We start from the raw sequence: 23,003 nt of genomic DNA on the forward strand, positions 1-23,003 counted from the left end.
CGGTGAACGAGACGGTCTTCAGCGGGGCACTCCTGCTCGCCCTGCCCATCGCCGTGCTCGGCGGTCTGGTCTCCTTCTTCTCCCCGTGCGTCCTGCCGCTCGTCCCCGGCTACCTGAGTTACGTGACCGGCGTCACCGGCACCGACCTCGCCGAGGCCAGGCGTGGCCGGATGGCGGGCGGGGCCGCGCTGTTCGTCCTGGGCTTCACCGCCGTGTTCGTCTCCGGCGGCGCCCTCTTCGGCGGCTTCGGCAACACCCTGCAGGAACACCGCGAGGTCATCTCCAAGGTCCTCGGCGCCCTGACCATCGTGCTCGGCGCCTTCTTCATGGGCGCGATGCCCTGGATCACCCGCCGGGAGTTCCGCTTCCACAAGCGCCCCGTGACGGGACTGCTCGGCGCCCCCATGCTGGGCGTGCTGTTCGGCGTCGGCTGGGTCCCCTGCATCGGCCCGACCCTCGCCGCCGTCCTCGCGCTCGCCTCCAACGAGGCCAGCGCCGGCCGCGGCGCCCTGCTCACCGTCGCCTACTGCCTGGGCCTCGGCCTGCCCTTCATCCTCACCGCGATCGCCTTCCGACGTGCCCTCGGCGCCTTCGGCTGGGTGAAGCGGCACTATGTCTGGGTCATGCGCATCGGCGGCATCATGCTGATCGCGACCGGCCTGCTGCTCGTCACCGGAGCCTGGGATCGCATCGTGTCCGAGATGCAGGTCTGGACGTCCGGCTTCACCCCGGGGATCTGACCCATGACCCACACCAGCCTGAACGAGACCGACGCGACCGACGAGACCGACGCGACCGACGAGCGCGAGGATCTGGGTGCCGCCGGCTCCCAGCTCTCCACCGCGCCCCGCGAGGAGACCGCTGCCGAGACCGCCGTCGGCGGCCCCACCCTCGGCGTCGTGGGCTGGATCCGCTGGTTCTGGCGCCAGCTCACCTCGATGCGGGTGGCGCTGATCCTGCTCTTCCTGCTCTCCCTCGGCGCGATCCCCGGCTCGCTCATCCCGCAGAGCAGCGCGGACGAGCTGAAGGTGCAGGGCTTCCAGAAGGCCCACCCGACGCTCACCCCGATCTACGAGAAGCTCCAGCTCTTCGACGTCTACGGCTCGGTGTGGTTCTCCGCGATCTACATCCTGCTCTTCGTCTCCCTCATCGGCTGCATCGTCCCGCGCAGCTGGCAGTTCGTCGGCCAGCTCCGCGGCCTGCCGCCCGGCGCCCCCGGCCGCCTGACCCGGCTGCCCGCGTACACGACCTGGCGGACCGAGGCCGAGCCCGAGCAGGTCCGCGAGGCCGCGCTCGCCCTCCTCAAGGGCCACCGGTTCCGCGCGCACACCGTGAAGGACGCCGTCTCCGCCGAGAAGGGCTACCTCCGCGAGGCGGGGAACCTGCTCTTCCACATCGCGCTGATCGTGATGCTCGTCGCCTTCGCGTGGGGCCAGCTCTTCAAGTCCGAGGGCGGCAAGCTGATCATCGAGGGCGACGGCTTCTCCAACACCCTCACCCAGTACGACGACTTCAGGTCCGGCTCGCTGTACAGCACCGATGACCTCGCCCCGTTCAGCTTCCAGCTGGACAGCTTCACCGGTACGTACGAGAAGAGCGGCCCGCAGCGCGGCACCCCGCGCACCTTCGAGGCCGCCGTCACCTACTCCGAGGCGGGCGGGAAGGACAAGAAGGCGGTCATCCGGGTCAACGAGCCGCTGAAGGTCCGCGACTCCAAGGTTTATCTGATCGCCCACGGGTACGCGCCCGTCGTCACCGTCAAGGACGGCCGCGGCAAGGTCGTCTTCCACGGCGCCGTCCCGCTGCTGCCGTTCGACAACAACATCACCTCGACCGGCGCGATCAAGGTGATGGACGGCTACCGCGACAAGAACGGCAAGAAGGAGCAGCTGGGCTTCCAGGCCTTCTTCGTGCCGACCTTCGCGGGCGCCGGCAAGGGCGACATGTTCTCGCAGTTCCCGGCGCTCGACTTCCCCGTCATGGCGCTCACCGGCTACCACGGCGACCTGCGCGTCAACTCGGGGCTGCCGCAGAACGTGTACCAGCTCGACACCTCCAAGATGAAGCAGTTCAACGTCGCCGCGGGGACCGGTGTCGCCCAGCGGATGCTGCCCGGCGAGACGATGACCCTGCCCGACGGTGCCGGCTCGATCACCTTCGAGAAGGACATCAAGGAGTGGGCGAGCTTCCAGATCTCCCAGCAGCCGGGCAACGGTCTCGCCCTCGCGGGCGCGATCGCGGCGATCGCGGGCCTGACCGGCTCGCTGTTCATCCAGCGGCGCCGGGTCTGGGTCCGGGCCGTACGAGGGAAGGACGGCGTCACCGTCGTCGAGATGGCGGGGCTTGGCCGGAGCGAGTCCGCCAAGCTCCCGGAGGAGCTGGGCGCGCTCGCGGTCACGCTCCACGCACAGGCGCCGACCGCGCCGGAACGCGCACCCGCAGAAGATCCTGCCGAAGCCGAACCTGCCGAAGCTGAAGCCGAAGCGCAACCTGCTGAAGCCGAAGCCGAACCCGCCGAAGCCGAACCCGCCGAAGGGGCTGAGAAGTGAATCTCGCCGCCGTGAGTCTCGCCGCCGAGACCAACGAGAGCCTGGCGCAGATGAGCGACCTGCTCATCTACTCCTCCATGGCCGTCTACACGCTGGCCTTCTTCGCCCACATCGCCGAGTGGGTGTTCGGCAGCCGCAGCAAGGTCGGCCGTACCGCCGCCGCGCTGACCACGACGCCCGCCGCCGCTCCCGCCGTCACCGTGCAGGTCAAGACGGCCGGCGGCACCGCGGTCCTCGACAAGCCCACGGTCGTCACCCGTTCCGGCGCGGGCGTACGCGACGTGCCCGACGGCCCCGGCGCGGCCGGCGGCACGGTCAAGGGCGATCTGTACGGCCGTATCGCCGTCTCGCTCACCGCGCTCGCGTTCCTGATCGAGGCGGCCGGCGTGGTCTCCCGCGCCCTCGCGGTGCAGCGGGCCCCCTGGGGCAACATGTACGAGTTCTCCACCACCTTCTCCACGGTGGCGGTCGGCGCGTACCTCGGCTTCCTGGTCGCGAAGAAGGACGTCCGCTGGCTCGGGCTGCCGCTCATGACGACCGTCCTGCTCGACCTGGGCATGGCCGTCACCTGGCTGAAGACCCCCAGCGACCAGCTCGTCCCGGCGCTCGACTCGTACTGGCTCTGGATCCACGTCTCCACCGCGATCTTCTGCGGCGCGGTGTTCTACCTGGGCGCGGTCGCCACCCTGCTCTACCTCTTCCGCGACTCCTACGAGAACAAGCTCGCGTCCGGCGGCAACCCCGGCTCCTTCGCCCGCTCGGTCCTCGAGCGGCTGCCGTCGGCGGCCTCCCTGGACAAGTTCTCGTACCGGGTCAACGCGGCGATCTTCCCGCTGTGGACCTTCACGATCATCGCGGGCGCGATCTGGGCCGGCGACGCGTGGGGCCGCTACTGGGGCTGGGACGCCAAGGAGGTCTGGTCCTTCATCACCTGGGTCGGTTACGCGGCGTATCTGCACGCGCGCGCGACGGCCGGCTGGAAGGGCCGCAAGGCCGCGTACATCGCGCTCATCGCCTTCGGCTGCTTCCTCTTCAACTACTACGGCGTCAACATCTTCGTGAGCAGCAAGCACTCGTACGCGGGCGTCTGAGCTGGCACGGCGCCTGCCCCGGCGCGACGCTTGAGGTATGAGCGAGATACCTCGGGGCAGGTGCGAGACCCACGACGGCAACCTGCATCACCTGCGGTACGTGATCGATCTGCCCCACCCGATGATCCGGGTCTGGGCGGCGGTCGCGACGCCGGAAGGTCTGCCGCAGTGGCTCTGCGAGGCGGATCCGCTGGAGCCGAGGCTCGGCGGAGCGGTGACGCTGCGCTGGCTGAACGGGGACACGGTGGTCTCGGGGCACGTGACCGCCTGGGACCCGGAGTACGTGGCCGAGTACACGGTCGGCCCGACGCACGGCCGGATCCGGTTCCATCTGGAACCGTCCGGGGGCGGCGGGTCGACCGTGCTGCGTTTCACCAACGAGTTCCGTGGCACGCCGGAGGAGAAGCTGGACTCCCTGGCGGGCTGGCACGACCACTTCGAGCGGCTGGCGGCGGCGCTGGACGGTCACCCTACGGACTGGAGGACCTGGTCGCCTGAGCGGTGGCAGCACCTCAGGGACCTGTACGCACGGGACGAGGCGCGCTGGCCGAAGTGGGAGCCGTAGCGCTGAGGGGCAGCGGACCTACCCCCTCCTCGGCGGGAGGCAGTCCTTCGTGGGTGGATTGCGTTCCGGCCAGGCGATCTGGACGAACTTCTGCGTGCCGTCCTCGGCCAGTTCCACGATCGGGACCGCCTTGTTGAACGGGTTGCCGAAGTTGTCCAGGCAGATCCAGCCGCTCGCGCCCTCGACCCGCAGCGAGCCCTTCACCTGAGGCCACTGGGTGACCACGTCCGCGAGTTCCGGGTACTGGGCGCCCTCCGGGGTCGCCTGGCGGATCGCGTGGACCGCCGTCGCCATCGCGTCGTACGCCACGATCGCCTGCCCGTCCGCGAGCGGGACCGGCTGCTTCGACACGCGCGCGATGTCCGCCAGGAACGTCTCGTACGCGGCCGTCGAACCGCCCGTCCCCGGGACCGGGCGGCCCGGTGCCGGCTTCCAGGCGTCCGGGTGCGCGAGCGAGGCGTAGCGGACGGTCAGCTTCGCCTTCAGCGCGGCCCGGTTGAGCTTGCGGTCCGCGCCCAGGTACGAGCCCTCGTCACCGGTCAGGATCGTGAACGGCCGCTCCGCGCAGCCCCGCGCGCCGAGCGCGTTGATGAACTGCCGCAACTGCGTGTGGCGGCCCGCGAAGAAGACCGTCTCCGCCCTCGTGTCGCAGATCAGATGCGTGATCTGGCGGAAGGTGTTCGCGGTCGTGCCCTCCTCTGTCGGATCGTCGGGCGAGGTGAACAGCTGCGGTTCGTACGGCGCGCCCTCCAGCGAGGCCGAGAACGCCGCCTTCAGCGTGTCCGTGTAGTGGTCGCCGGTCCGGGTGTCCTCGACGAGCAGCGCCTTCGACCCCTCGACCTTCCCGAAGTGGGCCAGCGCCTTCGCCTCGTCGCCGTTGGTGGGGGAGACGCGGGCCAGGCCGGGGTAGCGCTTGCCGTTGCCGACACCGGGACCGTTGGCGATGTCGTCGGCGGTGATGGTGGTGCCGACGACCGCGATGCCCGCACCCGTCAGGGCCGTCACCGCCTCCCGTACCTCGGTCGAGGAGGTGGCGACCCCGGAGACCGCCCGCAGCCGGTCGGTACCGCCGGTCATCGTCTTCAGCTGGTCGACCGTCGTCCGCCAATGGGCGTTGCCCTTACCGGTGTTGGCGAGGACAAGGCGGATCTTCGGGGTCTCGCTGTTGGACTCGTGGTTGGCCCGGTACTGCCGGGCGAACGCGCCCTGCACCTCGCGCAGGACCTTCTCCCGCATGCCGCCGTCCGTGGAGGTCAGCGGCAGCAGCAGGGCGACCGTCGCGTACTCGCCGGACTTCAGCGTGCGGTTCTCGTCGCGGATCCGCGCGGTGACCTCGGTCAGCGACGGGACGCCGAAGTCGTGGCCGTCGCCGTTGACCCCGATGCACTCGGTGCTGCCGGGGGGCCGCTCCACACCCGTGGCGCAGGAACGGTCCTCCGGGGTGGTGGCGCGGTCCACGGCGTACCCGGCCAGCGAGCCCAGGACGGCGAGCGTGAGCGCCGACGTGAGGATCTTCTGACGGGCGGTGTACCAGAGGTGGTAGCGCAGCCAGCTGAGCATGACCTCAGACTCCGTTCTCGGCGCCCGGCGGGAGCGAGAGCCCCCGCCAGGCGCGGATGTCCCTCGGCCAGTGGGTGGCCGCGTCCCACAGCGGACTGTTTCCCGTCCGATGGCGGCCGGAGAGCTGGCGCAGCTCGTGCGCCAGCTTGTCGGTCACCTCCTCGTCGGGCAGCGCGAGCGGATCGGTGAGCAGCCATACGGCGTGCAGCAACCGCCGTAGGGACAGGTGGAGTTCGACGGTGTCGTCGTCGAACGCGGCGGGCAGCGGACCGCCGGGATCCTGGCCGAGCGCGATCGCCCGGCGCGCGTCGGGCCCGGTCAGGCCCCCCTCGCGCGGGTCCCTTTCGCGCGGGTCCCGTTCGCGCGGGTCCCGTTCGCGCGGGTCTCTTTCGCGTGGGTACGGCGCCGAGGCGATGAACCGCAACCGGCCCAGCCAGCCGAGGACGTCCACCTCGGGGAACGTGAGGCGGAGATGGGTCACCGCGTCGTCCGTGCGGCCGAGCGCCAGCTCCTGGTGCAGCCGGTACGGGACGGGCCCGGCGGCGTAGTGCCGGTGCAGGGTCTCGTGGACGGCGCGCCAGGTCGCGTACCCCTCGCCGTCCTCGAAACGCAGCCGGTGCAGGAGCAGGGCGCGCAGCAGCGGGTCGGCGACGAAGTGCTCGGGGCCCTCCGGCCAGTCCTCGGCGCGCAGCAGGTCCCGTACGCGCAGCGCCATGTCGCCGTCGAGGGACTCGCCGCGCAGCCGGGTCCTGGCGAGCAGCCGGGCCGACTCCTCGTCGTGGGCGGCGGCGAGCACGGCGAAGGGGCCGTGCCGCAGGCGCGGCAGGAGCTCTTCGAGGAGGGCGGGGGCGACCGGCACGGGGGCGCTGTCCTCGCGCAGCTCCACGGTGAGGTCGAGCAGCGCGCCGGGGGTGAGAGAGGACTTCTGGTCGGCCGGGGCCTCGCCCGCGGCCCGCCCGAGCAGGACCACGCCGAGCGGCCGTCCGCCGGTCAACCGGTGGACGGCGCGGGCCAGTTCGGCCGGTGTGCGGCCCGCCGGGTCGAAGCGGTCGAAGGCGCTCTGGGTCTGGGCGGGCGACAGCGGGGGCAGTTCGACGGCGAGGATCCCGGAGGTGACGTCCGGGCCGCGCGGGCAGGGCGCGCGGTGCGCGGTCTCGGGCAGCCGCAGCCGGGCCGCGTGCCGGATGCCGTCGTGGTCGCGGACGCGGGAGGCGGCGATGACGACGACCCGGTCACGGCGGCCGTCGGCACGGGCCCGCAGGATCGGCTCGACCAGGCGCCGGCCGAGCGGCTCGTGGGCGTTGTCGAGGAGCAGGACGGGCCGGCCGCGGCGGGCGCCACGGTTGGCGAGGCCGGTGAAGGCGCGGACCAGGTCCTCGATGAGCGCGCCGACGAGGAAGTCCTCGGCCTCGCGTCTGCGGCGGCCGCCCTGCTCGAAGTCCATCGCGAGCTGCTGGAGCCCGGCCTTTCCGCGGCCGCCCGCGTTGCGGTAACTCCCGTACCAGCTCTCGGCCTTCTGCTGGAAGCGGCCGAACACCTCCTCCAGGACCGTCTCGACGGTCGCCTCGGCGAGCAGTCCGGCCATGGGGGCGGTGGCCTCGGCGAAGTTGGCGGCGAGCTTGGCGAGGACCTTGGTGACCCAGTTCGTGGCGGCGCCCTTGGCCGCGTCGACGGTGGAGAGGACCGGTCCGAGGCGCTGCAGATCGCGCCGGGCCCGCTCGTCGTCCTCCTGCGACCAGCTGATGGACGCGACGGCGACGAGCCCGAGCGACAGGCGCGGGAACTGCACGGGCTTGGCCGCGAGCACGCGCGGCGCCAGCTGTACGGCGAGCTCGGCGAGCGCCCCGGTGAGCGGGTTCCAGCCGGGGCCGTGGTCGGCGGGCGGCTCGATGTGAGCGCAGTCGAGCAGGGCGAGCGGAGTGGCTGACTTGTAGGCGTTGCGGACCTGCTTGAGCAGGGCGGTCTTTCCCATGCCCCGGCCGCCGGTGAAGACGGTGACGGGCGGGTCGTCGCCGTGCTCGTACGCGGTGCGGGCATAGCGGTACGGACTCAGCCCGATCAGCCGGGCGGCGAGCCCGGCGTCCTGGAAGACCGCCTCGCGTCCGTACAGCTCTCTGTCCACGTGCCGTCACCCCCGTCACAGTCAACTCCAGGATATCGACGGTGTGTTGGGAAGGCGGCAGGCTTTTCGACTCTCGTGTTCTCAGTCGGTGGCGATAGCGTCGAGCTGGGCCCGGAGATAGGCGTGGGACTCGATCCCGTTGATGGTCGTCCCCGGATCGCACTCATAGAAGTACACGAGCGACATCAGCTCCTCGGCGGGCGCGTCGGCGGGCGGCGGAAGGACCCGGTGGCGGCCGGAGCGCCACCGCCCGCCGGTCCAACCGGCCATCAGGTCACCGATGTTGACGGTGAAGGCGGCCGGATCGTACGGCGCGTCCTGCCAGCCGTGCGCGTCGGTGAACACCTGGAGCCCGCCCTTGCCGGCCTGCCGGTCAAGCACGGTGACCGTGCCGAAGTCGGTGTGCGGCCCGATCCGGAACTGCCCCGGCTCTGGCTCACCGGTCCGCTCCCGCCCGGGATACCAGTTGACGTTGAAGCCGAAGGTGGGGTGCGTGGTGTGCCGGGTGAAGAAGTCCCGCTCCTCGCCGAGGGCGACGCCGAGCAGATCGAGAACCCGGTCGGAGAGGGCCCGCATCTGCGCGAGGTACGTCTGGATGAGCGGCCTCAGCTCGGGCACCTCGGCGGGCCAGGTGTTCGGCAGGAACCACTCGGCGTCGACGGCCGGGTCGCCGGTCGGCTCGTCGGCCGCGAAGGAGAGCGACTCCTTCAGGTCGGGCGGGGTTGCCGTGCCCTCCGCGTACCCGTTCGCCTCCGCGCCGGGCCCGAGCCAGCCGCGTCCGCCGACCCGCACGGCGTACGGCTCCTTGACGGCCGGTGGGAGGTGGAAGAAGCGGCGGGCGACGTCCCGGATCTCCGCCCGGAGTCCGGGATCGACCCCGTGCCCGCTGACCAGCAGAAACCCGGCGTCGCGCAGGGCGCGGTCGACGGCGGGGAGCTGCGGGGCGGGATCGCGGGTGAGGTCGATGGTGGGAAGGCCGGCTTCACTCATGACCGATGTCCTCGTTCCAGAGGTCGGGGTGCGTCTCGATGAACTCCCGCATGAGCGTGACGCACGCCGGGTCGTCGAGCACAAGGACCTCGACGCCGTGCTCGGCCAGCCAGTCGTGGCCGCCGTGGAAGGTCTCCGCCTCCCCGACGACCACCCGCGAGATCCCGAACTGCCGCACGAGGCCGGAGCAGTACCAGCAGGGGGAGAGGGTCGTCACCATCGTCGCCCCCCGGTACGAGCGCTGCCGCCCGGCCGCCCGGAACGCCTCGGTCTCCGCGTGAGCCGAAGGGTCCCCGTCCTGCACCCGCCGATTGCGCCCACGCCCGAGGAGCGTCCCGTCGGCCGCGTAGAGGGCGGCGCCGATGGGGACGCCACCTTCGTCGCGCCCGGCCCGTGCCTCGTCGCGTGCGGTGTCGAGCCACCGCCGTGCCTGTTCTCGGTCCACGAGGGGACTCTTCCCCGACGGACCAGTGCCGTCACACGTGCTGTTGACCCTCGTCCGTCGGCAGCGGATCGACGACGAACGTGCCCTTGCCGTGAACGGTCAGGATCAGGCCTCGCTCGCGCAGGACTCGGGCCGCGCGACGGACTGTCAGGTAGGCGACTCCGTACTCCTCGGCGAGGTCCCGCTCGGCGGGCAGGCGGGCGCCTGGGGGCAGCTCTCCGGCCGCGATACGGGCGGCGATGTGGTCGGCCACCGCGACGTACACCAGCTGGGGGCCCTGCGGGTCGAACTCGGGGATCTGGCTGCGGTCGGTCACCCGACCAACGTAAGCATCGAAGACCTGTGCGAACCAGTAGTGAGCTATGCAGAGCTATACATGCCTTATAGGCTCACGTGACACGAAGACCCCGGCGAGGTGGCAAGACCTCCCGGGGCGTGGCCACCAACTTCGAAGGAGTTGATGACGTGCGGAACACTATCGCGCGCGTACTGGGCCGGGCCTGGATCCCCGTCCTCCTCTGGCTGCTGATGCTGACCCTGCCACCCACCGGCAGGCACCGCCCCCGCCCGGTCACCCACCGCCACCGCCGCCCGGCGGCACCGGCCCCGACGCGGCGGTCACCGTACGCCCGGGAGCAGACGGCGCTCCTCGACGGCGCCCGGTCACCCCTGGAGCGCCCGTACGTGACAGCGGTACAGCGGAGGCGGCGGCGGGCGTTGTGGCTGGCGACGGTCGGGGTGGACGTCGATCACCGGAACATTCACGCCGAGGTTGCCCGATGAGCCGCTGTGGGGCGAGGCGGTCCGTGTTCGCGATCGCGGAGGTGGTGCGGCCGGTGTGGGGTGGTTCGGTCTGTGTGCTCGCCGTCGGGCACGACGGTCCGCACCGCGACCGTGCGGGCGACGGCTGGTGGGTGACGCCGGAGATTGCCGACGCCGTGAGCGTGTCCCTGCTGGCCCGCGCCCTTGCGGCGGGTCCCGAGCTGGACTTCCGGTCACCGCGCTGCATCGTCGGCCGCCACGACCGCTGCCGGGACGGAGTCGCTCGCGAGACGGGCGTACGGGAAGTCCACCACCTCGTCTGCGGGTGCCTGTGCCATCCGGCGCCCCCCACCACGCGCGACGACCGCCCATGAGGCACCGGCCCGGCGCGGCCGGGGCGGCTACTTGTTCACGCGGCCCTGACGCCCCGGACGAGTAGAGTCCCGGTCCGCTTCCCGCCCGGGGGCGGGATCACCTCGGCCGTCACGTCCGTGAACCCGCCCTGCCGGAGAATCTCCGCCCAGGTGTCGGCCTCGTAGTCCCATCGCTTCACGTACAGGGGTTCCGCGCCCTTCTCCAGCGGCTGCATCTGGGATGCCTGCGGCCCGTAGCAGCCGCTCAGGGGCGGGGGGTTGTGGGAGAACGCGTAGACCCCGCCAGGTGCTAGGCGCGCATGGACCAGGGGCAGCAACTCGGCGGGATCGGTGAACCAGGCGGCTCCGAAAACCGAGCAGACAGCCGCGAACTCGTGCGTGCTTGTCGCGAGGAACTCCTCGGCCGTCTGCTGCCTCACAACGAGGTGCGGCCAGCGTTCACGCGCTTTGGTCACCTGGACGGCCGAGATGTCCACGCCGATCGCTTCTGCCCCCAGCGCGGCCATGTGAGCGAGGTTTCCGCCGCTGCCGCAGCCAAGGTCGAGGACCCGCGCGCCGGAGAGGTCACCAAGGATCTTCTCGTCGGGCCCGTGGTCGGGCCACTGCGTCCAGTTGAACCAAGTGGCGGCTCCGGCCGCGTTCGTCTCTTTGCGGCCCGGCCTGGCCGCGCCCCACACGTCCCATGCGCCGGCGTCCTGTTCGCGCACCCTCGTCCTTTCACATGCGGAGGGCCCGCCCGCCGACCCGAGGGTCGAGGGGCGGGCGAAAGTGGCCGTGGCTACTTCTTGCCACCCACCGGGCTGTCGGTGCAGCCCGAGTGGCACTGCGTGCAGTCGGCGGCGTCCGGCCACAGCTCCTGGTCCACGTCGAAGCCTGCCGCGCGGATTGCGGCCACGGTGCGATTTCGGGCCACCTCGGGGCCGCCCGTCTCGGTCGTGTCGGGGGCGCCCGGGTGGTGGTGGATGAACCGGCCCGCGTGCCGGTCGCAGAACTCCTGGTACGCCCGAGTGCGCAACAGGAACGCGTGCCAGCCCCAGTCCACCCGCTCGGACGGCGACAGCGGCGCGTCCGTCGTCGTCCCCGCGATCAGGAACGCGACGGTCTGACCGATGATCCGCTCGGCCAGGACTCGGCTCGTGCCGGGGCGCGCCTTGATCACGTCGGCGGTCAGGGCCTGCCACACCTCGCGGGGCAGGAGCGTGCGGGGTTCGGTGCAGTGGATCGGGGGCTGCTCAAGCGCGATGGTCACGTGAAGGTCCCTTTCCTCTCGGCAGAGCGCTGCGTGCAGCAGCGCGGGCATGTGCAGACCGGCATCACGCTGGTCGTCAGGGGCGGGCCGCCCTCGCCCTCGTACAGGGTTCGGGGGTCCGTGCGGGTCCCGTCAGCTCTGACCGTGTAGGCGTCGATGCGGATCGGCATGACGTCCATCGTCCGCATGGGGCCAGGTCATTGCGGCGGCAGACAAGGCGTCAATCGGGCGTCACCCGAGGGCGTCAAAGCGGTGTCATTCGGCTGCCGTTGGGGCTACCGTCGAAGCCATGACCACTGCCGCGACGAACGATGTTCTGCGGGCCGTGCGGATCAGCCTTCGCATGAGTCAGGACGACTTAGCGAAGGCGCTCCGCGCAGCTGGCGAGGAGCTCGGCGAACCGAACGAAGCAAGCAAGCGTCTCGTCCAGCGCTGGGAATCCGGCACCAGCCGCGCTCCACGCCCCGTATACGCCCGCGCTCTGGAGCACGTCACGGGGCGCCCCGTCGAAGCCCTGGGCTTCACCCTGCCCGTGCCGCAGGCACGCGTCCATCCCGATTCCGCAGGAGGCCACGACATGGACCTCGGCCCCGAAGGCATTCAGGCGGCCACCGCCACACAGCCGCCACCGGACAGCATGAACTACTCAGGCATCTGGCTGTCGCGGTACGAGTTCTTCAGTTCCTCGCGCGGTGAGACGTTCGAGGCCAAGCACTACGTCGTACTACTCCAGCACGGTACTCGGCTGACCGGCCAGAGCCTGCCCGGAGCCTCCAGCAACCCGGACAGCCCGCTCACCCTGGACCTGACCATCGACCGCAGCGTGGTCACGGGCTCATGGACCGAGCAGACCGCCGCCGACGGCTACTACCAGGGCGCCCGCTACCACGGTGCGATCCAGATGCTCGTAGAGCCGACCGGCCGCCGTATGGCGGGCAAGTGGGTCGGCTTCGGCAAGGACTTCGACGTCAACACAGGCCCGTGGGAGCTGAGACTCGTCGACACTTCCACGTCAAAGGCGACGCTCCAGAAGTACGGTCGCGCTCCGGAGTAGCCGGCTGGATCAGATGGAGGAAGCTCAGCGCAGGATGAGCGGCATGACAACGATCGACGGTGAGGTGGCGCCCGGGTTCGAGCCGGTCCGTGAGGCGTTCCTGGCGAACTTCACCCAGCACGGGGACATCGGCGCGGCCGTGTGCGTCTACTGGCACGGCCGGCCCGTGGTGGACCTGTGGGGTGGCGTCGCCGACGTTGACACCGGCCGTCCGTGGACGCGGGACACCCTGCAACTGGTGTACTCGGCGACCAAGGGAGCCACCGCGACTGCGGCGCACATGCTGGCCGAGCGCGGCATGTTGGAACTCGATGCTCCGGTGGCGAAGTACTGGCCGGAGTTCGCGGCGAACGGCAAGGCGGACCTCCCTGTGCGCTGGCTCCTGTCCCATCAGGCCGGTCTGGTCGCGCTCGACCAACCGCTGCCGCTTGCCGAGGCGTTGGCCTGGGAGCCCATGGCAGCAGCGCTGGCCGCCCAGCGTCCCCTGTGGACTCCGGGCACTGCACACGGGTACCACGGCCGGACCTGGGGCTGGCTGGTCGGCGAGGTGATCCGCCGAGTTTCCGGCCGTTCGCCGGGCCGCTTCTTCGCCGACGAGATCGCGGGCCCTCTCGCGTTGGACTTCTTCATCGGCTTGCCGACGAGTGAACGCAGCCGCGTCAGCCACATGGTGTACCGACCGCCGGCCGTGGACCTCACGGCTGTGCCCGTCGAGTCGATTCCCGGGGAGCTCCGCGAACAGGTCGCCGCCTGGCGCGACCCGAACTCATTCAGCAATCGGGCGTTCGCGGTCACCGACCCGGCCGCGATCGACTTCGAATCCCCGGAGGTGCAGGCCGCGGAACTCCCGAGCTCCAACGGCATCGGCACCGCACGCGCACTCGCGCGCATGTACGCCGCGCTGATCGGCGAGGTCGACGGTGTACGCCTGCTCGCCCCGGGAACCCTGGCCTCGGCGACTACGGAGCAGGCCAGCGGGAAGGACCAGGTGATGGTGATCCCGAGCCGATTCAGCACCGGATTCATGCTGCCCACCGGACCCAACCCGATGACGGGCCCGAACGCCTTCGGCCACACCGGCCGCGGCGGCTCTCTCGGCTTCGCCGACCCGGAGCACGGCATCGCCTTCGGGTACGTGATGAACCACATCATGAGCGGATCCGACGATGTGCGCGCGGCTTCGCTGGCCGAAGCGGTGCGGAAGTCGCTGGCGTGAGCATCTTTTTCTAGGTGTTCAACCGCCCCATCGGCTCCGCCGATAGCCCCATCGGCAGGACGCCCCACTGGCTCGTGGACCGCCCCCCGGCCCCCTCCGTAGCGTCACTGCCATGAGAAACGAGTCGCGCGGAACCGTTGAACTGACCCTCGCCATGGTGCTGTCCGGCACCCTCGGCATCTTCGTTGTCGAGTCCGGGGCTTCGCCCTTCAACGTCGTGTTCTTCCGGTGCCTCTTCGGGGCCGTCGCCCTCGGGGCGTACAGCCTCGCCCGGGGGTACTTCACCGGACACGGGTTCACGCCGAAGAAGCTCGGGCTCGCCGCGCTCGGTGGGGTGTTCATCGTGTTCAACTGGGTGTTCCTCTTCGAGGCGTACGAGGCGACCTCGATCTCCTTCGCCACCGTCGTCTACCACACGCAGCCGTTCTTCCTCGTGGTCCTCGGTGCCGTGCTGTTCCGGGAGCGGATCACCGCCGCCAAGTTCGGGTGGCTCGGGGTCGCCTTCGTCGGGCTCGTGCTCGTGTCCGGGATCCGGCCCGGGGACACCGCCTCGCTCAAGGGGCTTGGCCTCGCGCTCGCCGCCGCCGTGCTCTACGCGCTGTCGACCATCGTCACCAAGCGGATCACCGGCGTCCGGCCCCACCTGATCGCCCTCGTGCAGGTGCTCGTCGGGCTTCCCTTGTTGCTGCCCTTCGTGGACCTGGGGGCCATGACAGGGATCGGCGCCGGGTGGCTCTGGCTCGTCGGGCTCGGGCTCATTCACACCGGGCTGATGTACGTCCTCATGTACGCCGCTTACCAGAAGCTGCCCACGGCCAAGATCGCCGTCCTCGCCTTCACCTACCCCGCCGTCGCGATGTTCGCCGACTGGGCCGTGTACGGGCACCACATCGGGCTCGTCCAGGCCCTCGGCGTGCCGCTGATCGTGCTCGCCAGCCTCAAGGTGACTCTTGCACCAGCCGTCGCGTCTGCTCCACGAACAGCCGCACATGCGCAGGAAGCCGCTTCCCCCGCCGCCACGCGATCTGCGTGAAGAGGGTGAACGGGACCTTCCAGTCCAGCTCCACCAGTGCCCCGGACGCCAGCTCCTCGGAGACGGTGATCCGGGGCACCAGGGCGATGCCCAGGCCGCCCGCCACGCCCCGCTTCGTCGCCTCGATCGTGCCGAACTCCATGAACGGGGGTGCCCATTCCCGTAGCTCGCGCTCGAAAAGGTCGCGGTACGGGCAGCCCGGCTCCGTCCCAACCAGCTGCGCCGCCGCCAGGTCCGACGCCTTCAGATCCGTACGCCCCGCCAGCGGATGACGCGGGGAAGCCACCAGGACCAGGGGTTCCTCCGCCAGGACCTCCGCCTCCAGGCCCGCGTGCTCCGTCTCCGGCTCCATCAGGAAGCCGACGTCGTACGTCCCCTGGCGCAGCGCCTGCCGGGTCTCGTCGCCGAGCGTGGGGCGCAGCGTCAGCTGGACCTTGGGGTAGCGGTGGTGGAAGAGCTCCAGCAGGGGCGGCAGGCGGTAGGAAGTCAGCGACTCCATCGTGCCTACCGCGATCTGCCCGGCCGGTTCCTCGGTCTCCACGACCGCGGCCCGCGCCTCCTCCGTCAGCTCGATGATCCGGCGGGCGTACGGCAGCAGCCGCTCGCCGGCCTCCGTGAGGCGGATACGGCTGCCGAGTCGCTCGAAGAGTTCCACGCCGAGCGAGGACTCCAGGGCGCGGATCTGGCTGGTCACGCTGGACTGGGCGTACCGCAGTTCGGCGGCCGCGCGGGTGAAGGAGAGGACCGTCGCGACCTTCTCGAAGGTCAGCAGGAGCCGCAGCTCCATCAGCTGTCGGTGTCCTTGGCGTCGCCGCCCTGCTCGCGCTTCTTCAGCTCCTCCTCGCGGCGGCGCAGGTCCGCCTCCCAGTCCTTGAGGAGGGACTCGTCCTTTTTGTTCTCCTCGCGGATGGACTTGAGGAACTCCGGGTTGTCGTCGGGCGCGACCCATTCCTGCCGGTGGTTGCGGTGCCACTCCGAGGGGGTACGGCCGTTGGCGGGCGCGCGGCGCATCTTGCCCGCGGCGAACCACACGATCGGGCCGACGATCCAGAACAGCAGGATGATGATGACCCAGACGACCTTGGGCAGGTGCTTGGCCTCGTCCTCCGGGGTGTTGAGGCAGTCGATGAAGGCGTAGATCGTCAGCGCCAGCGGCAGGATGTACATCAGTGCCCTGAGCATGTGGAGCAGCCCCCTGAATGCGGTTGCGGGGTTCGTTTCGACGCCCCGGTGACAGGTCCAGCGTATCGGGTGGCAGATACTGGGCCCCATGGCTTACGACGATCTCCGCTCGCTCCTCAGGGCGCTGGAGCGCGAAGGCGACCTCAAGCGCATCAAGGCCGAAGTCGATCCGTACCTGGAGGTCGGTGAGATCGTCGACCGGGTGAACAAGGCGGGGGGTCCGGCGCTCCTCTTCGAGAACGTCAAGGGCTCCGCCATGCCCCTCGCGATGAACGTCTTCGGCACGGACCGGCGGCTGCTCAAGGCGCTGGGGCTGAAGTCGTACGAGGAGATCAGCGAGAAGATCGGCGGGCTGCTCAAGCCCGAGCTTCCGCACGGTTTCGTCGGGGTACGCGAGGCCTTCGGCAAGCTGGGCTCGATGGTCCACGTGCCGCCGAAGAAGGTGAAGGACGCTCCCGTGCAGGAGGTCGTGCTCACCGGTGACGACGTCGACCTCGACCGGCTGCCCGCGCTCTTCACCTGGCCCAAGGACGGCGGGTCCTTCTTCAACCTGGGGCTTACGCACACCAAGCACCCGGAGACGGGCGTGCGGAACCTCGGGCTCTACCGCCTTCAGAGGCACGACAAGCGCACCATCGGCATGCACTGGCAGATCCACAAGGACAGCCGCAACCACTACGCGGTGGCGGCGGCGAAGGGCGAGCGGCTGCCGGTCGCGATCGCCTTCGGCTGCCCGCCGGCCGTGACGTACGCCTCGACGGCGCCGCTGCCCGGCGACATCGACGAGTACCTGTTCGCCGGCTTCGTGCAGGGCAAGCGGATCGAGATGGTCGACTGCAAGACCGTGCCGCTCCAGGTGCCGGCGAACGCCGAGGTCGTCATCGAGGGCTGGCTGGAGCCGGGCGAGATGCTCCCGGAGGGTCCCTTCGGCGACCACACGGGCTTCTACACGCCGCAGGAACCGTTCCCCGCGCTGAAGATCGACTGCGTGACCATGCGGAAGCGTCCGCTGCTCCAGTCGATCGTGGTCGGCCGGCCGCCGACGGAGGACGGTCCGCTGGGGCGGGCCACCGAGCGGTTCTTCCTGCCGCTCCTGAAGATCATCGTGCCGGACATCGTGGACTACCACCTGCCCGAGTCGGGCGGCTTCCACAACTGCGCGATCGTCTCGATCGACAAGAAGTACCCGAAGCACGCGCAAAAGGTCATGCACGCCATCTGGGGCGCGCACATGATGTCGCTGACGAAGCTGATCATCGTGGTGGACAAGGACTGCGACGTGCACGATCTGCACGAGGTGTCCTGGCGGGCGCTCGGCAACACGGACTACGCCCGTGACCTGACCGTCGTCGAGGGCCCGGTGGACCACCTGGACCACTCCTCGTACCAGCAGTTCTGGGGCGGCAAGGCGGGCATCGACGCCACGAAGAAGCTGCCCGAGGAGGGCTACACCCGGGACGGCGGCTGGCCGGACATGGTGGAGTCGGACCCGGCGACGGCGGCCCTGGTGGACCGCCGCTGGAAGGAGTACGGCCTGTGACCACCGCGGCCGTACCCGGAGCGCAGCCGGGGCGTACGAAGGCGTTCCTGCGCCTGGTGATGATCGAGCATTCGGTGTTCGCGCTGCCGTTCGCGTACATCGCCTCGCTGACCGCGATGTTCCAGCTCGACCGGAACATCCACTGGGGCACGCTCTTCCTCGTCACCGTCTGCATGGTGGGGCTGCGGACCTTCGCGATGGCCTGCAACCGGATCATCGACCGGGAGATCGACGCCCGTAACCCGCGGACGGCCGGCCGTGAGCTGGTCACCGGGGCGGTGTCGGTGCGGTCGGCGTGGACGGGGGCGGGGATCGCCGTCGCCGTGTTCCTCGGGGCTGCCGCGCTGCTCAACCCGCTCTGCCTTGCGCTCGCGCCGCTCGCCGTGGTGCCGATGGTGGTCTATCCGTACGGCAAGAGGTTCACGAACTTCCCGCACGCGATCCTCGGTCTCGCGCAGGCGATCGGGCCGGTCGGGGCCTGGCTCGCGGTGACGGGTTCCTGGTCCTGGGACGCGGTGATCCTCGGGCTCGCGGTCGGGATCTGGATCGGCGGCTTCGACCTGATCTTCGCCTGCCAGGACGTCCAGGCCGACCGCGCCGAGGGCGTCATGTCGGTGCCCGCCCGCTTCGGCGTTCCGGCGGCGCTGTGGGGTGCGCGGGGTTCGGCCGTGGTCACGACCGGCCTGCTGGTCTGGTACGCGCTGGCCACGGACGCGGGGCTGTTCTTCTGGATCGGGCTCGTGATCGTGATCGCCGCGTTCTGCTACGAGCACACGATCGTCAAGCCGCACGACCTGTCCCGCCTGAACCGGGCGTTCTTCACGACGAACGGCTTCATCGGCATCTCGCTCTTCCTGTGCGCCCTGATCGACCTGGTGGTGCGGGGGCTGACGGTATGAGTCGGTCATCCGGCGAGGGAGCGGAGCTCCACCGCCTGCGCGGCCTCAGGGTGTGAGCGCGGCAGGTCGGCGGGTGGCGCGGAAGAGGAACGCCGCGCCCACGCCTGCCACCAGGCCGACGAGGTGGCCCTGCCAGCTGACCGTGGTGTCGGTGGGGGAGATGCCGATGAGGATCGAGCCGCCCCAGAGCGCGGCGATCGTCAGTCCCACGGCGATGCCGAGGGGCTTGCGCTCCACGAAGCCGCGGACGACGAGGTAGCCGAACAGGCCGAAGACCAGGCCGGAGGCGCCCGCGGTGATCGAGTTCGAGGGGGAGATCAGCCAGACGCCGACGCCGTCGGCAACGATGATCAGCGCGCAGACGGCGAGGAAGCGGCGGATGCCACCGAGCGCGGCGACGAAGCCGAAGATCAGCAGCGGGACGCTGTTGGAAGCGACGTGCCCGAAGCCGAAGTGCAGGAAGGGCGCCGCGAGGATCCCGCCCAGTGCGTCCGGGTCGCGGGCGACGATGCCGTACTCGTCGAGCGCGTGGCCCGTCGCGTAGTCGATCCCTTCGAGCAGCCACAGCAGTGCGACCCAGCCGGCCATGAGCTGTACGGCCGCCTTCGCCCGGTCGGACGTACGCCACCTTGTCGCTTCGAGCTCTTTCATGACCATCCCCCTGGGTCCCGGTGCTGTGTATGGGGAGAACGTACGGGACCCCGTGCGGAGTTCTCGGTCCGGGCCGCCGGATAGGCTCGTCAGCGTGGAGCCGGTAGAGAAGCAGCAGCGTCGTCCCTGGGTGGTCGGGGTGTCCGGGGCGTCGGGAACCCCGTACGCCGCCGCCGTGCTGAGGGGGCTGCTCGCAGCGGGGGAGAGCGTCGACCTGGTCGTCTCGCGGGCGTCGCGGCTGACCCTGCTCGACGAAACGGGGATCGCCTTCCGGGACGCCCACTGGCGCGAGGATCTCGCGCAGTGGCTCGCGCGGGGCGCCGACGGGAAGCCGGGGACGTTCGATCCCGACATCGAGGACGTGCGGTACTGGGCGGCCGGGGATCTGGCCGCCGGGCCGAGCAGCGGCTCGTACCCCGTCAAGGGAATGCTGATCGTGCCCGCGTCGACCGCCTCGGTGGCGGGCGTGGCGCTGGGGCTTTCGAAGGACCTGCTCCAGCGGGCGGCGAGCGTGACGCTCAAGGAGCGGCGAAAGCTCGTCGTCGCCGTACGGGAGACCCCGCTGAACGGGCAGACGCTCAAGCACCTGGTGGCGCTGGACGAGGCGGGCGCCGTGGTGCTGCCCGCCTCTCCGGCGTTCTACGCGGGGGCGACGCACATCCAGGATCTGGTGGACTTCGTCGCCGGGCGTGTGCTGGACGCGGCGGGAGTGCCGCACCGGCTGTACCGCCGCTGGGAGGGAGAGCTCGGTGGCGGCTCCCGCCCGGGCTCCGACTGACGGTTCTTGGCGGCGCGCTGAACGATCACAGGGTGTCGACCCTGTGTACCTTGATTTCTATACCTAAACTCGCGGTATCGCTGGACAATGGAAGGCTTCGTACCTATGGACGCCGTGGACAGGCAGCTCATCCAGGCTCTGCGCGAGAACGGCAGGGCTTCGTACGCCGAACTCGGCCGGCTCGTCGGGCTCTCCGGCCCCTCCGTCACCGACCGCATCAACCGCCTGGAGGCGGCCGGGGTCATCACCGGCTACCGCGCGACGGTCGACGCCGCCTCGCTCGGCCTCGGCGTCACCGCCCTCATCGGCATCTCCCTCTCCGACGCCGCCGACCACGAGGACGTGGCGCGCCGGCTGAAGGACCTCGCCGAGATCGAGGACTGCTGGTTCATCGCCGGCGACGACTCGTACATGCTCAAGGTCCGGGCCAGCGACGTCGACGGCCTGGAGAAGACGATCCGCCGGCTCTCCGGCACCAAGGGCGTCTCCCGCACCCGTACGACGATCGTGCTCTCCACCAAGTGGGAGAACCGGGTCGGAGATCTGCCCGAGGAGGGCTGAGAGTACGGTGGTGGAGCCTGAAATCGTCGGACATGGGAGGCGGCCCTAGATGACTGCATCTATCAAGGATGTGGGACTCAAGCGCGAGCTGGAGCAGAAGGTGCTCGCCGGAGAGCGGCTGAGCCGTGAGGACGGCATCGCCCTGTACGAGTCCGACGACCTGGCCTGGCTCGGCGGCCTCGCCCACGAGGTCAGGACCCGCAAGAACGGTGACGTCGTCCACTTCAACGTCAACCGCCACCTCAACATGACGAACGTGTGCACCGCGTCCTGCGCGTACTGCTCGTTCCAGCGCAAGCCGGGCGAGAAGGACGCGTACACGATGCGCATCGAGGAGGCCGTCCGCCTCGCCAAGGCGATGGAGAGCGAGAACCTCACCGAGCTGCACATCGTCAACGGGCTCCACCCCAACCTGCCCTGGCGCTATTACCCGCGCTCGCTCTCCGAGCTGAAGAAGGCACTGCCGAACGTCTCGTTGAAGGCCTTCACCGCCACCGAGATCCACCACTTCGAGACCATCTCGGGCATGTCGGCCTCCGACATCCTCGACGAACTCATCGAGGCCGGCCTGGAGTCCCTCACCGGCGGCGGCGCGGAGATCTTCGACTGGGAGGTCCGCCAGCACATCGTGGACCACCGCACCCACTGGGAGGACTGGTCCCGGATCCACCGCCTCGCGCACTCCAAGGGCCTGAAAACCCCGAGCACGATGCTGTACGGGCACATCGAGGAGCCCCGGCACCGCGTCGACCACGTGCTGCGGCTGCGTGAACTCCAGGACGAGACCGGCGGGTTCCAGGTCTTCATCCCGCTGCGCTACCAGCACGACTTCGTCGACATGCAGGACGGCAAGGTCCGCAACAGGCTCCAGGCGCGCACGACGATGGCGACGGGCGCGGAGGCCCTGAAGACCTTCGCGGTCTCCCGTCTCCTCTTCGACAACGTGCCGCACGTCAAGGTCTTCTGGGTCATGCACGGCGTCCAGACCGCCCAGCTCGCGCTCCAGCACGGCGCCGACGACATGGACGGCTCGGTCGTCGAGTACAAGATCACGCACGACGCCGACAACTACGGCACGCCGAACAAGCTGGGTCGTGAGGACCTGCTGGAGCTGATCCGCGACGCCGGCTTCCGGCCCGTGGAGCGCAACACGCGGTACGAGATCATCCGCGAGTACCCGGGACCGGACGCGGACCGCCGCGAGTCGCCCCAGCCGATGCGGGTCTGAGGCCGATGTCGCTGCGCTTCGAACTCGATCCTCCGATATCGCCCGCCCTGCGGGACGGCGTCCTGCGCCTGTGGGCGGACGTCTCCAACGCGGGCGGCGCCGTCGGCTTCGTACCGCCGGTGAGTGCCGAGGACGTGCGGCCCGAGCTGGTCAGGCACCTCGTCGCGATGGCCGAGGGCCGGATGCGGCTCGTCGTCGGGTACGAGGAGGACGGCACCGTCGCCGCCACCACCTTCGTCGCGTACAACACCCACCGGCTGATGAAGCACTGGGTGTGGCTCTACACGGTCATGGTCCACCCCTCCCACCAGGGCAAGGGGTACGGCCGCGACCTCATTGCCGCCGTCGAGGACGCCGTGCGCGGCTTCGACGGGATCGACGCGATCCGGCTCACCTGCCGGGGCGGCACGGGCGTCGACCGCTTCTACGCCTCCTGCGGCTACAAGGAGGTCGGGCGGGTGCCCGGCGCGATCCGGGTGGCCGAGGGGGACGACCGGGACGACATCTTCATGCTGCTCCCGCTGCATTGATCACGTTTGCCCCGTGCTTCACTGGTGGGGCAATCCGCACAGAGACAGAGAAAGGGGCCGTCGTGGCCGCGAACGGGACGGGCGCTGCGACCCTCCGCTACACCCTCATGCGCCTCGGCATCTTCGCCGGGTGCTTCTTCGCGCTCTGGGGCCTCGTCTACGTGGGCGTGCTGCCGCGCGGCCTCGGCGACTCCAACCTGCTCTGGGTGCTCCTGCTCGCCATCGTGATCTCCGCGCCCCTCAGCTTCGTGCTGCTGCGCGGCCAGCGGGACGCGATGTCCGAGCAGATCGTGGCCAAGGTGGACCGGGCGAAGGGCCGCCTGGAGGCCAACCGGGCCAGCGAGGACGCGTAAGCGGCACGTAAGGTTCCTCACAACGCGCACACCCCGATCGGGAGCTTCGAAGGCTCCTGACCGGGGTGTTCTGCGTTTCGGAGGCCCTGCACGGCCTGCACTGCCTCAAAGAACGGCTTTGAGGTTCTCAAAGTTCAAGTGTTAACGTACCTGCCATGACGACAGCAGTGCGCCTCACCGATGCCGCGAGCATTCCGCTCGTGGCGCGCCTGCATGTCGATCTGTGCCGCTGTATGTCCGCGGTCTGTTGCCGCGAGCTCTGACCCCGGCA

At 70.1% G+C, this 23,003-nt stretch carries 26 protein-coding genes; 16 read left to right on the forward strand and 10 right to left on the reverse strand.

Going from position 1 to position 23,003, the window contains the following annotated elements:
* Window positions 1-2 precede the first annotated feature (2 nt).
* Genes ACZ4VI_RS32205 through ACZ4VI_RS32220 form a run of 4 tightly spaced genes read left to right on the forward strand, consistent with a single transcriptional unit; the run spans window position 3 to window position 4,205 of the window.
* A complete protein-coding gene (locus ACZ4VI_RS32205) occupies window positions 3-740 on the forward strand; it encodes a cytochrome c biogenesis CcdA family protein (protein ID WP_468005046.1) in 738 nt (245 codons plus the stop codon).
* A gap of 3 nt (window positions 741-743) precedes the next feature.
* Window positions 744-2,549: a cytochrome c biogenesis protein ResB gene (resB, locus tag ACZ4VI_RS32210; RefSeq protein WP_468005048.1), complete on the forward strand. Its 1,806-nt coding sequence runs from the start codon at window positions 744-746 to the stop codon at window positions 2,547-2,549.
* A gap of 11 nt (window positions 2,550-2,560) precedes the next feature.
* The gene (gene ccsB, locus ACZ4VI_RS32215; RefSeq protein WP_468005160.1) at window positions 2,561-3,640 is read left to right on the forward strand and encodes a c-type cytochrome biogenesis protein CcsB; all 1,080 of its coding nucleotides are present in this window, start codon (window positions 2,561-2,563) and stop codon (window positions 3,638-3,640) included.
* Window positions 3,641-3,677: 37 nt separating this feature from the next.
* Window positions 3,678-4,205, forward strand: a complete 528-nt coding sequence (locus tag ACZ4VI_RS32220; RefSeq protein WP_468005050.1) for an SRPBCC domain-containing protein — start codon at window positions 3,678-3,680, stop codon at window positions 4,203-4,205.
* Between the two features lie 18 nt (window positions 4,206-4,223).
* Here the strand turns inward: ACZ4VI_RS32220 and ACZ4VI_RS32225 are convergent, their stop codons facing one another.
* The 5 genes from ACZ4VI_RS32225 to ACZ4VI_RS32245 form a co-directional block, all read right to left on the reverse strand.
* Window positions 4,224-5,765, reverse strand: coding sequence for a hypothetical protein (locus ACZ4VI_RS32225; protein ID WP_468005052.1), 1,542 nt, complete (start codon window positions 5,763-5,765; stop codon window positions 4,224-4,226).
* A gap of 4 nt (window positions 5,766-5,769) precedes the next feature.
* The gene (locus tag ACZ4VI_RS32230) at window positions 5,770-7,887 is read right to left on the reverse strand and encodes a hypothetical protein (protein ID WP_468005054.1); all 2,118 of its coding nucleotides are present in this window, start codon (window positions 7,885-7,887) and stop codon (window positions 5,770-5,772) included.
* An 81-nt stretch (window positions 7,888-7,968) separates the two neighbouring features.
* Complete coding sequence (locus ACZ4VI_RS32235; protein ID WP_468005055.1) at window positions 7,969-8,877, reverse strand: isopenicillin N synthase family dioxygenase; 909 nt, start codon at window positions 8,875-8,877, stop codon at window positions 7,969-7,971.
* A complete protein-coding gene (locus tag ACZ4VI_RS32240; RefSeq protein WP_468005057.1) occupies window positions 8,870-9,322 on the reverse strand; it encodes a nucleoside deaminase in 453 nt (150 codons plus the stop codon). Before ACZ4VI_RS32240 ends, ACZ4VI_RS32235 begins: the two co-directional genes overlap by 8 nt.
* Window positions 9,323-9,353: 31 nt before the next feature.
* Window positions 9,354-9,638 carry a GntR family transcriptional regulator gene (locus ACZ4VI_RS32245; protein WP_468005058.1) on the reverse strand — a complete coding sequence of 95 codons (285 nt, stop codon included), beginning with the start codon at window positions 9,636-9,638 and terminating at the stop codon, window positions 9,354-9,356.
* A gap of 149 nt (window positions 9,639-9,787) precedes the next feature.
* Here ACZ4VI_RS32245 and ACZ4VI_RS32250 point away from each other — a divergent pair, with 149 nt between their 5' ends.
* Together ACZ4VI_RS32250 and ACZ4VI_RS32255 are read left to right on the forward strand one after the other, a co-directional pair.
* Window positions 9,788-10,105 carry a hypothetical protein gene (locus tag ACZ4VI_RS32250; protein WP_468005060.1) on the forward strand — a complete coding sequence of 106 codons (318 nt, stop codon included), beginning with the start codon at window positions 9,788-9,790 and terminating at the stop codon, window positions 10,103-10,105.
* A 23-nt stretch (window positions 10,106-10,128) separates the two neighbouring features.
* On the forward strand, window positions 10,129-10,458 hold the full coding sequence (locus ACZ4VI_RS32255; protein WP_468005061.1) for a hypothetical protein: 330 nt from the start codon (window positions 10,129-10,131) through the stop codon (window positions 10,456-10,458).
* Window positions 10,459-10,493: 35 nt separating this feature from the next.
* On the opposite strand, the gene ACZ4VI_RS32260 is transcribed toward ACZ4VI_RS32255, so the two are convergent.
* Together ACZ4VI_RS32260 and ACZ4VI_RS32265 are read right to left on the reverse strand one after the other, a co-directional pair.
* Window positions 10,494-11,165, reverse strand: a complete 672-nt coding sequence (locus tag ACZ4VI_RS32260) for a class I SAM-dependent methyltransferase (RefSeq protein WP_468005063.1) — start codon at window positions 11,163-11,165, stop codon at window positions 10,494-10,496.
* 71 nt (window positions 11,166-11,236) lie between these two features.
* Complete coding sequence (locus tag ACZ4VI_RS32265; protein WP_468005065.1) at window positions 11,237-11,707, reverse strand: glycine-rich domain-containing protein; 471 nt, start codon at window positions 11,705-11,707, stop codon at window positions 11,237-11,239.
* A 289-nt stretch (window positions 11,708-11,996) separates the two neighbouring features.
* Here ACZ4VI_RS32265 and ACZ4VI_RS32270 point away from each other — a divergent pair, with 289 nt between their 5' ends.
* From ACZ4VI_RS32270 to ACZ4VI_RS32280, 3 genes are all read left to right on the forward strand, one after another.
* Window positions 11,997-12,761, forward strand: a complete 765-nt coding sequence (locus ACZ4VI_RS32270) for an XRE family transcriptional regulator (protein ID WP_468005067.1) — start codon at window positions 11,997-11,999, stop codon at window positions 12,759-12,761.
* A 43-nt stretch (window positions 12,762-12,804) separates the two neighbouring features.
* Window positions 12,805-13,977 carry a serine hydrolase domain-containing protein gene (locus ACZ4VI_RS32275; protein WP_468005069.1) on the forward strand — a complete coding sequence of 391 codons (1,173 nt, stop codon included), beginning with the start codon at window positions 12,805-12,807 and terminating at the stop codon, window positions 13,975-13,977.
* A gap of 112 nt (window positions 13,978-14,089) precedes the next feature.
* The gene (locus tag ACZ4VI_RS32280; RefSeq protein ID WP_468005071.1) at window positions 14,090-15,010 is read left to right on the forward strand and encodes a DMT family transporter; all 921 of its coding nucleotides are present in this window, start codon (window positions 14,090-14,092) and stop codon (window positions 15,008-15,010) included.
* Here the strand turns inward: ACZ4VI_RS32280 and ACZ4VI_RS32285 are convergent.
* The gene (locus tag ACZ4VI_RS32285; RefSeq protein ID WP_468005072.1) at window positions 14,916-15,797 is read right to left on the reverse strand and encodes a LysR family transcriptional regulator; all 882 of its coding nucleotides are present in this window, start codon (window positions 15,795-15,797) and stop codon (window positions 14,916-14,918) included. The genes ACZ4VI_RS32280 and ACZ4VI_RS32285 overlap by 95 nt on opposite strands.
* Window positions 15,797-16,192, reverse strand: coding sequence for a PLD nuclease N-terminal domain-containing protein (locus ACZ4VI_RS32290; protein ID WP_468005074.1), 396 nt, complete (start codon window positions 16,190-16,192; stop codon window positions 15,797-15,799). The genes ACZ4VI_RS32285 and ACZ4VI_RS32290 overlap by 1 nt, the downstream gene beginning before the upstream one ends.
* A gap of 88 nt (window positions 16,193-16,280) precedes the next feature.
* On the opposite strand from ACZ4VI_RS32290, the gene ACZ4VI_RS32295 reads away from it, so the two are divergent.
* Together ACZ4VI_RS32295 and mqnP are read left to right on the forward strand one after the other, a co-directional pair.
* The gene (locus tag ACZ4VI_RS32295; RefSeq protein WP_468005076.1) at window positions 16,281-17,732 is read left to right on the forward strand and encodes a menaquinone biosynthesis decarboxylase; all 1,452 of its coding nucleotides are present in this window, start codon (window positions 16,281-16,283) and stop codon (window positions 17,730-17,732) included.
* Window positions 17,729-18,631 carry a menaquinone biosynthesis prenyltransferase MqnP gene (gene mqnP, locus ACZ4VI_RS32300; RefSeq protein WP_468005078.1) on the forward strand — a complete coding sequence of 301 codons (903 nt, stop codon included), beginning with the start codon at window positions 17,729-17,731 and terminating at the stop codon, window positions 18,629-18,631. The genes ACZ4VI_RS32295 and mqnP overlap by 4 nt, the downstream gene beginning before the upstream one ends.
* 45 nt (window positions 18,632-18,676) lie before the next feature.
* On the opposite strand, the gene ACZ4VI_RS32305 is transcribed toward mqnP, so the two are convergent.
* Entirely contained in the window at window positions 18,677-19,288 is a 612-nt protein-coding gene (locus tag ACZ4VI_RS32305; RefSeq protein WP_468005079.1) for a rhomboid family intramembrane serine protease, read from the reverse strand.
* An 88-nt stretch (window positions 19,289-19,376) separates the two neighbouring features.
* Here ACZ4VI_RS32305 and ACZ4VI_RS32310 point away from each other — a divergent pair, with 88 nt between their 5' ends.
* The 5 genes from ACZ4VI_RS32310 (at window position 19,377) to ACZ4VI_RS32330 (ending at window position 22,732) form a co-directional block, all read left to right on the forward strand.
* The gene (locus ACZ4VI_RS32310) at window positions 19,377-20,060 is read left to right on the forward strand and encodes a UbiX family flavin prenyltransferase (protein ID WP_468005081.1); all 684 of its coding nucleotides are present in this window, start codon (window positions 19,377-19,379) and stop codon (window positions 20,058-20,060) included.
* A gap of 105 nt (window positions 20,061-20,165) precedes the next feature.
* Window positions 20,166-20,621: an Lrp/AsnC family transcriptional regulator gene (locus tag ACZ4VI_RS32315; RefSeq protein WP_019888578.1), complete on the forward strand. Its 456-nt coding sequence runs from the start codon at window positions 20,166-20,168 to the stop codon at window positions 20,619-20,621.
* A gap of 49 nt (window positions 20,622-20,670) precedes the next feature.
* Window positions 20,671-21,849 carry an aminofutalosine synthase MqnE gene (mqnE, locus tag ACZ4VI_RS32320; protein WP_468005083.1) on the forward strand — a complete coding sequence of 393 codons (1,179 nt, stop codon included), beginning with the start codon at window positions 20,671-20,673 and terminating at the stop codon, window positions 21,847-21,849.
* 5 nt (window positions 21,850-21,854) lie between these two features.
* Window positions 21,855-22,379, forward strand: a complete 525-nt coding sequence (locus tag ACZ4VI_RS32325) for a GNAT family N-acetyltransferase (protein WP_468005085.1) — start codon at window positions 21,855-21,857, stop codon at window positions 22,377-22,379.
* A 62-nt stretch (window positions 22,380-22,441) separates the two neighbouring features.
* Window positions 22,442-22,732, forward strand: coding sequence for a DUF4229 domain-containing protein (locus ACZ4VI_RS32330; protein ID WP_468005087.1), 291 nt, complete (start codon window positions 22,442-22,444; stop codon window positions 22,730-22,732).
* Window positions 22,733-23,003 lie beyond the last annotated feature (271 nt).

The organism is Streptomyces sp. NPDC029169, assembly GCF_055563935.1.